The organism is Nonomuraea insulae (assembly GCF_042656245.1).
Map to the genome: position 1 here is coordinate 115607 of NZ_JBHSPA010000108.1, position 8936 is coordinate 124542.

6 protein-coding genes are annotated in these 8936 nt (G+C 63.2%); 5 read left to right on the forward strand and 1 reads right to left on the reverse strand.

Translation table 11 applies throughout. The features are described 5' to 3' along the window. Positions 1 to 192: 192 nt before the first annotated feature. The 4 genes from ACFPZ3_RS60745 (at position 193) to ACFPZ3_RS60760 (ending at position 4406) form a co-directional block, all read left to right on the forward strand. Positions 193 to 2145: a hypothetical protein gene (locus ACFPZ3_RS60745; protein ID WP_379523556.1), complete on the forward strand. Its 1953-nt coding sequence runs from the start codon at positions 193 to 195 to the stop codon at positions 2143 to 2145. A gap of 152 nt (positions 2146 to 2297) precedes the next feature. Next, on the forward strand, positions 2298 to 2708 hold the full coding sequence (locus ACFPZ3_RS60750) for a hypothetical protein (protein WP_379523557.1): 411 nt from the start codon (positions 2298 to 2300) through the stop codon (positions 2706 to 2708). Positions 2709 to 2712: 4 nt separating this feature from the next. After that, positions 2713 to 3015 (forward strand): hypothetical protein, encoded by a 303-nt coding sequence (locus ACFPZ3_RS60755; protein WP_379523558.1) that lies wholly within the window; start codon positions 2713 to 2715, stop codon positions 3013 to 3015. A gap of 290 nt (positions 3016 to 3305) precedes the next feature. Beyond that, on the forward strand, positions 3306 to 4406 hold the full coding sequence (locus ACFPZ3_RS60760; protein ID WP_379523559.1) for a DUF3644 domain-containing protein: 1101 nt from the start codon (positions 3306 to 3308) through the stop codon (positions 4404 to 4406). Positions 4407 to 4698: 292 nt separating this feature from the next. Here ACFPZ3_RS60760 and ACFPZ3_RS60765 read toward each other — a convergent pair whose 3' ends face one another. Beyond that, positions 4699 to 6978, reverse strand: a complete 2280-nt coding sequence (locus ACFPZ3_RS60765) for a recombinase family protein (RefSeq protein ID WP_379523560.1) — start codon at positions 6976 to 6978, stop codon at positions 4699 to 4701. Between the two features lie 1397 nt (positions 6979 to 8375). Between ACFPZ3_RS60765 and ACFPZ3_RS60770 the strand changes: the two genes are divergently transcribed. After that, a complete protein-coding gene (locus ACFPZ3_RS60770; RefSeq protein ID WP_379523561.1) occupies positions 8376 to 8738 on the forward strand; it encodes a hypothetical protein in 363 nt (120 codons plus the stop codon). Positions 8739 to 8936 lie beyond the last annotated feature (198 nt).

The following is an 8936-nucleotide window of genomic DNA, read 5'->3' on the forward strand; positions in this document are numbered from 1 at the left end:
GAGAGCCGGATGAGCATCGAAGGGCGCTTCTTGAGTCTGCATCTGAACCATTGGAGCCCCAGCCCGCGTACCTCCTGACGATCCACAGCGGGGCCATACCGGTCCGAACATGACGTCTTTGCGCAAGCCGAACCGAGGATACGCTGGCTTCGCTAACCGTGTGCGTCCCGCCGTTTGCGCTGGAGGCCCGTGATGAGCTATCCCGCCGGTCGTGATCCCCACGTGTGGGAACTGAACGGCAAGTACTCCGGCATTGACCCTGGTCTGATGGCGCTCTTTGAGCCGGCCCTCGGCCGTACGGGCTCCGCGATCGAAAGCGGCGAGCAGCAACTCCGGCGCACCCTGGAACGGTTCGACCTGGACGCCTCGTATCTGACCGCGTTCAGGGAAGCCGCCAACTGGATCAGCGCCAAGCGCCCGGAGTTACGGCGTCGCAAGGAGACCATCAGCGAGCAATCGAAATGGGGCGCCCCCAGCCTGACCGCAAACGGAATGGTCGGCTTCGACGAGGCACTGTTCAGCAAGTCCTCCAACGATCCGGACGTATACGCCGCCGCCAGCCACCTGGCCGCCTACCCTGCCGATGGCAAGATCAATGAGTCCGCCCTCGCCGCTCTGGAGAAGCGAGCCCTGGACCCGGAGTTCGCCACCAAGCTCATGCACGCATTGGGCACAGAGACCTTCCTCAAAATCATGAACAGGTCGGTGCACCAGGAGGACAAGAAGAACGAACGCCTTCAGGCCGCCCTGAGCAAGGCGCTCGGTGCGGCGAGCCCCCGCCTGGATGCCAACTGGCGCAAAGAACTGACAGCCGACCTCAGCCGAGGGCAGCACTACGGGCTCGCGCGAGCGCTCAAATACGGGACGTTCGACCACGATTTCCTGCTGGACGTCGCCAGGAAAGTGGATGCAGCCGAGCGCGCCGCTCGGGGTGAGACCGGACTCCGTCACTCGCACGCGATGTCGGACGTTTTCGAGGCGCTAGGCCGCCATCCGGCGGCGGCCCAAGAATTCTTCGCCTACGACTCGACGGCGCTCAAGTTCTACGTGAACGAGATGTCGCTGAAAGACGGGGGTGCGGCGCTGGGTAAAGCGCTGGAGGCGGCCACGATGACATACCGAGACCATGCGGGCACCCCTCAGAACCCATCGCGAGGCTACCTGTCGGCCAAGCTCGCCTCAGATCTCATCCATCTCCAGCACGAACGACTCCAGGCGGACGAACATCCAAAATCCCTGGTGGCCGCCGGTTCCATCGGCCGCATCCTGGCGGCCTACATATCCGACGTCAACCGCGTCGCGGGCACACCTGGCCCCGAAAGGCCCGGCGTGTTCCGAGAGGACTACCCGAACCTCCCAGGGCGTGAGGACTGGGGCGCGCAGTTCAACAAGGACGAGCTCCGCGGTGTGATGCGGGAGGCGTTCAAGGAGGACGGGATCGCCTTCGGGGTGGTGACCGCCGCTCAGACAGCATGGAGCGACAGACTCCTCGACCACGGTGCCGGGCAACTGGCCGCGAAACACGGCACCGGCAGCCTGCACACCGCGGGATCAGAGATTGGCGCCGGTTTCGGCATCATCACCGACGCGGCCGGACTCGCCGGCATCGAGAAAGGGCAGGAACTCGACGAGGACCAGAAGCGGAACATGAAGATCCTCATGGCCGTGGTCAACTCCGGTCTGGCCGTCCCGCAAGCAGGAAGCTGGCCCATCGGAGCGGCCGTTGTGGGTGCGTGGACCGGAATGATCGAAGACAGCGTCAAGAGCACGTCGGAGAAGAAGGCCATCTTCGCGGCTAACAACGCCCGTGAGCAGACACTGTTCCTCGTCCATCAACTCACCGCTCAGGCCATGTTCAACCATGGCCTGTTCGGCTCCGCCGACCCACCCGCGAAATCTCACCCGTGGGCCTCGCTCACCGACGTCGGACCCGGGGACGATCCGCGCAGCGCACCGAACAACTTCCTCAAGCCGGACGGCACGACGCTGATGACCTTCCAGGAAATGACCGCGGGCGACGGGCGACGCCAGAACGCGTACCGTGCCTGGCTCTATCTACGTCCTGAGGACAACCCGTGGAAAGCACTCGGAGTACAAACCAATGTCGACAACGGTTACAACTTCGGCTTCTCGCATTACGGCTGATCATGGCCAGGCCCGGAATGATGCTCGCATGTGCCCTGATCGGTGTTTCGGCCTGTACCGGCAGTGCCGGCGAGATCGACACGGCCCCGCTTCCCACCGCTTACGCCCCACCCTACGTATGCGACTACGTTCCCAAAGTAGCGGTGGAGCGGATGACGGGGATCACGGACCCGCTTGTCAATGGATCCCTTCGCCTCGCACGCGAAGACAGCCCTGCCAACGGCGGTTGCTCCGCCTACCAGCGAACCGGCGAACGTGGGACAGTGCTGCGCATCATGCTGGACTCGGGCGGCTCTCGCGGCCAGGTCGAGAACCAACTGCGCGACGGCAACTCCAAGCAACTGCCGGAAATCGTCCCTGGCGGCTTCGGCTACTACGCCAATTACCCCAACGATGAGGCCCACGTGGGCGCGATGCTCGTGAAAGGCCAGGCGCGGCTGTCGATAGAACTCGTGAAAGGCGTCAAAGGACGTGACAACGCCGCTGACGTAGTTGCCCTGATGAAGCTCATCGCCCCCAAACTCATCACCGCCCCCTCCCCCAGCGCCGACCAGAACGGCTGAGCCGATGCCCGACATGGTACCCAACCCGCTCTACGAAGCGTTACGCGAAGCCGAACAGAAGATCACCCCGCTCGTCCAGAACGCGACCCAGGCGATCGAACAGTCCTACAAGGAATTCCACTCCGGTCTGATCTGGATGGGGCCCACAGCCAAACTCTTCGACACCCAACTGGAACTCCACCGCTCCCGCGTTGTCCGCGCTGGCAACCACATCCTGGATGACTTACGCGAGAAAATGGCCCGCCTGCCACGCCAGGTAGATGAGAAGCAAGCCCTGGCCCTCACCAGGCAATATGACCTGCAGTAATAGTCAATCGGATGACCGCGTCCACCCCCAGAAGGCCAGCTCGGATACCGTGCCCACGTATATCCGCAACGGCGCCAGCGACGTCAACCAATGGGGGCGGGCTGAGAAACGAAGCCCGGACCGTCGATCGCCTCCAGCCCCGGACGGTGCTCGACCAGCCTGGGGCTATCGTCGCGCTTACAGTTGAACGGAGGGCCATGGCATACCACGCTTGAACCGACTCAGTGGGGCCGCTCGTTACCTCTACCCTTGCTGGTAAGTGTCTGGCACGTCTGGAAGGTGCGGTTCGAGTGAGACTGAGGCAAGAAGCTCGTGTCCTCAAAGAGAAGGCCATCTCGTCGATGGTTACCGCGACCGAGGCATTCAACTCGCCGCATGATCGGGGGCGGGCAACCAAGGTCCTTTTGCACCTTCAGCACTCCTTCGAGATGTTGCTCAAGGCAGCGCTGGTACAGAAAGGGATCAGCGTCTTCGACCCAACCCTCGGCCGGTCGCTCGGCTTCGAGGCCTGCGTACGCAAAGTCGTGGAGCATGCCGAAATCAAACTCAATGAGTCCGATGCTGGCACGCTTCGGGCAATCGATGCCTTACGAGATGATGAGCAGCACTGGTTCAATCAGGTTTCTGAGCAACTGCTGTACGTGCATGCTCGCGCGGCAGTGACTCTTTTCGACGACCTGCTCCAGTGCGTGTTCAAGGAACCGCTGGCCAATCACCTACCCTCGCGGGTCCTGCCGGTCTCCGTTGACCCGCCACGTGACCTATCGCTTCTCCTAGACGAGGAGTACACACAGATCGCCGCATTGCTCCAACCGGGGCGACGCGCGACACATGAGGCGCGCGCTCGGATACGAACCTTGTTGGCCATGGAAGCGCACACTGGGCCGGAGACTCGTGTTTCCAGCAAAGACGTTGACCGAGTACAGGCTGGCATTCGTGATGGAGCGCCGCGCCCGGAGGTCTTCCCTCGACTACAACAGCTCGCCACCGCCACAGACGGCGAGGGCCTCCTGGTTAAGTTGCGCTTCGTGAAGAACGAGGCCGCTCCACCTGTGCGCTACGTCGCCGACGAGACCGTGCCCGCCGCAGCCATTCGGGAGGTGGATCTCCAAGCCAGATTCCACCGTTCAGTAACCGACCTAGCCAGGGACCTTGGCCTGACTCGGCCTAGGTGTATCGCGCTACGTCGTCATCTGGGCATCGACGCCGATTCGACCTGCTATTACGAGTTCGTCTTTGACTCCCAGCGCCTGCCACGCTTCTCGGACAACGCCTTCAAACGCATGCGTACAGCCCGGGACAACCTTGACATGGAAGCCATCTGGAGGGCCCATAACCCGTCAGCCCGCAAGAGGGAGACGTGCACGGTTCCTGATTGCAAGGCTGCTTGAGGCAGCGCACCCTTGGGCGGCGGGTATGTTATAGCGGCGGATGCCACGTACGGCGGGCGGCCCTGAGTCCCGCCGCCGTCCGGGACCGGCGCCCACGCCGCACGTCCGGGCGGCGGGCCATGCGGCGGCGCGGAGCGCCGGCGCCTTGATGCCTTCAAGAACAGCTCGGCAACGTGGGGGGCCTAGCGCAACGGGGCCGTGGCCAAGTAAATCGAGCTTCGGGTCACGATGATCGGAACAAACGAGCTTCACCTTGAATTGCACGGCCTCAGCCGGTGACCCGCATCGACTTCTACCAGGCTCCCAGCGCCTTCACGTGCCACGCCAGTCGAATCATGGGCTTGGTCTGAAGTGTGATGGGCTCTTCGACGCCGCGGAGCCACAGCTTTATGCCCTCATAGTCGGACTGCTTCCGCTCGATGGAAAGCCGATCGAGAGTGCGCAGCCGTCCCAGAGATGCAAGCTCGACGTTGTCCACGTAGAGGCTGATGTACGCCTCGCCCGCCATGGGATCGAGGGAGAAGAGGACCGACGTTGAGCCTCGGGAAAGGCGGAAAGAGTGAAGGCCGACCGGCCAATGAACATCCTCGTCCTGGCCCTGGGGCTCGTCCTCGAAGAGCCAGACCAACTCGGCAAGCTCCGGGATCTCCATGCGGCGACGATACGCGACAGGGCTTTCGGCCGGGAGCTGCGCCCTTTCGGTGCGTGCTCCTCCCTGCCTGTCATGATCATGGACCCATTGTGGACCACAGCCGACAATGACAGTCTCGCATCTAGCATTTCTGCAGGTCAAAGGCAGCATGAGCACACAATCGGCAGCCCTCTCCGGAGCCGGGTGCGTAGGTTCGAATCCTACAGGGGGCACCACGCGAACGGGCACCGTAAGGTGCCCGTTCGGCTGTTGCAGGGCCTCGTCCGAGAGGGCGCTGGCGATGTCGATGGTTTCGCCCGTAAGGGTCACCGCGCAGGTTGCCCTGTGGGTGGTCTTGTCGTAACGGACCTGCAGGCGGAAGACGTCGAACAGCTTACGGAGAAGCTCCTCAGGCAACCTGTCCAGGCTCGGTACTACTCCCTCTGGTAGGGCATCGAGGAGATCGGGCGTCTGGCGCACCGGTTGCGCCATATTCAGGTCGCGAAGCTGCGCTTGCTTGTCGGCCTTCTGTCGAACCAGGTTGGTCATGCGCTCCTGGACGTCCCGGGCGAGATCGCCTGTTGGGTCATCCGTGACCTCAAGGGTGTTGATCAGACGGGCCCTACGTACGTCAAGATCTTCGATGGCGCGTTGCAAAGCGCGCTGCCCCTGCGCGTAGCCATCGGCCTCTCGCTCGCTGGCCTGAATGAGAGTGCTGCTGAGCCTGGCTCTTCGCGCCGAACCAAAGATGTTGCTGGCGAAGAACTGTGTGATGCCGTCCATCAGCTGGTCTTCGCGAACGTAGATGGTCGGCGGGTGCCCCTCAGGTCGGTACCCGTGGGCGGGCAGGCACGTGTAGTAGGCGGTCTGCCGCCGCGTCTTGCCGAACATCCGTCGATTACACACCGCGCAGAAGATGAACGATCGCAGCGGGTATGAGCGTTTCGTCTGCACGTGGGTGTTGCGCCCGGCTTCACTGCGGGAACGTTCGCGGGTCTGAGCGATCTGCTGCGCGGCGATGAAGGCGTCGCGGGTTACCAGCGGCTCATGGCTTTGAGCGTCGGACCATACCCACTGGTCGGGTGGATTGACCTTGCCCGATGCTGCCCTGGTGCTCCGTCGGTTCCACACCATGTAGCCGGTGTACTTGGGATTCACCAGGATGTCGCGTACGGCACTGCCACTCCACCGGCCCAGCGCCCTGGCCGGGTCCGGAGGCTGCGGAGGTGGGTAGTGGTCAAGGCGGGCGTTGAGACGATCGGCGAGATGCTTGTAGCTGAGTCGCTCACCGATCCGCCAGGCGAAGATTTGCGTGACCACTGGTCCGCATACCGGGTCCGGCACGAGGCGATGCTTGGTGGCGCCCTCCGCACGGCGGGCCGGGACAGGGTGCGGGATCTTGGCCGCTTGGTAGCCGTAAGGGGGTTTGCCGATATTGAAACCCTGCCCGATATGCGCCTCGAAGCCGCCCCAGGACTTCTCCAGAAGCTCGAGGACGTACCACTCGGCGACGCCCTGCTTGACCCGGCGGGTGAGGATCTGGGTGGCGCGCTTGCCATTGGGCATGATCGGCTCGTCCGCGGCGAGCAGGACGACGCCGGCCTGCTCAAGTTGGTTCTCGATAAGCGTGCCCACATAGGTGCGGCGGGCAATACGGTCGATCGACTCGCAGATCACCGCGTCGAAACGCCTGTCCGGGCTGGCCGCCTCCGCAAGGAGCTCGGTGATCCCCCCGTCGCGAGGCACCGGAATGTCCATGTGCTCATGGCCACGTCCCGTGCCCCGCAAGGCAAGCGACTTCCGTCCGGACTCGATGTCGTAGAAATGGGCGGTGATGATCGCGTGCGCGGGCAGCGCGGCACGACTGTTGGCGAGTTGACGCGGGATGGACAAGGTCGGGTCTTGCTGGTCCTCCGTGGACGTGCGGCCCGCAAACGCCACACGCCACGATCCAGTCGAGGGGTCACTCCCTACGCGCCTGGCGTTGGAGCTGCGAGATCCCGCGCTGAGCGCGCTGAGCGGGATGGGTGGTTGGTCATGAGCCACTGCAGTACCTCCGCGATTACTTGAGCTTGTTGATGGCGAAGCTGATCACCGAGCGCCTGCTCAGCGAGCACGATCTTGAAGTCGATCTGTGGTGGATCGCTTGGCTCGAAGCGCACGGCGATCAGTCCCGCCCCGCCACACCCCCGGGTAGGGGCGGCCACCATCGACGCCCAACTCCGCGGGACCTGTCAAGCGCAGTAATCTGGGTACTGAAGATGAGGCACCTCACTCGGCTCGGTATTTGCCTTCTACTTCTTCAAATACCGCCGCGAAGGCGCGAGTTCGGACATCCGAATTGGTCAATAATTCGCAATGCCGCTGTTGGCTACCGAGCCAGCCCGACTCCTGAACACCGTTGCAGCACTGTTAGGTGTCACGCATGAACACCGCGCACCAGTATCGGACACAAAATGACACCATCACGACCTGGGATAACAAGGCTCCGGACTTTTAATCCGTAGGTTCCGGGTTCGAGCCCCGGGCGCCCTACCACTCCATACCCCACCCGACCTGCGCTTTCTCGATTCTCGACCGCCTTCTGCGAGGCGAAGATGGCCGAGTTCATGCTCGTCACATGCTCTTCGGCACGCGCCCGGCACATCGGCGGGCTGACAGCGTGATCGAAATGAGCCGGTTTGCACTGCCGGGCATCGGGCGCCTGAGACCGGATCGTAAAGCCACACCCGAACGACGCCCAACAGAAGGGCATAGCGGAAGGGTCGGCGGGCGGGACACGCCCGGCTTGACCGCAGACCCGTCCAAGCGCTGGTCAAGCCGCCTGCAGCCGAATTCACATGCCTTCGCGGCGGCTGCCGTTCTGACCTCCTGTGCGGAACAGATCTGCTGGTGATCGCTCATTTTACTTTTCTGTGGAGCATCGTCTTAGGCCCCGCTCGCGGGCACTGCACCTGCTGACACGCTGCATCCATGCGGCTCAAACCGCATGTGAGTAACGCGGAGAAGTCTTCCGAGCCGATCTCGTCGTCGTATGTTCACATCAACGATCCTCTCTGGGGCAGCGATCGGGACCGGGACAGCGCGCAGCGGCGCCGCTTGGTCAGTTCGTCAGCAGTGGCAGCGGCGCTCTATCCCGATCCGTCTGGCCAGCCACCAGGTGTGGGTCATGCTGTTCTCCTCCCATTGGCCCCAGCCAAGGGCTGGGCTACAGGGTGATAGCCAACCAAGTGTTGATCCAGGTATGCCAACATAGGCTCCGACCTGCACGGTCTCGGTATGTGCCGAGTTCGCAGTGGCACCGTTCACCGACAATCGCTTCCCGGAACGGATCGCCCATGTACGTTCGCACCGCCCTCGTGGCCGCCGCCCTCACCCTCATCGCGGCCCCTGCCCCCGCCTCCGCCCACCCGGCGGGCGGCTGGCAGGACGACGCCGGCTGGGGATCGGTCACCGTCTCCGCCGATCGCCAGCACATCAAGGTGTGCGACCTGTACGACGACGGGCAAGCCGTACGGGTCGAATACGCCACCAACTACCTCCAGAAGTGGACGATCGTGGACACCAACGGCTCCCGCTGGGGCTGCGGAACCGACACCACCTTCCTCAGCCGCATCACCGTCTTCAAGCTGTGCCAGGGGCGCACGTTCGGCACCTGCCGCCCCTCCGTCTGGGTCTCGCGCAACGGCTACATGGGATAAGGCTTTGGGTGCGGCTCCTCGGGGACGGGGTCGATCAAGGGGCCGCGTCCAGGGAGGTGGTGTTTGAGAAGGTCACCCGTAATCGGTGACTATTAGGAAGCAATCGCCTCAATGGTCACTTTAGCATCGTTTGTCTTATTTTCGGAATTGGGTGAATCGGTGTCCTTGCGGCACTCGGCGAGGACTTCCAGCCCCATG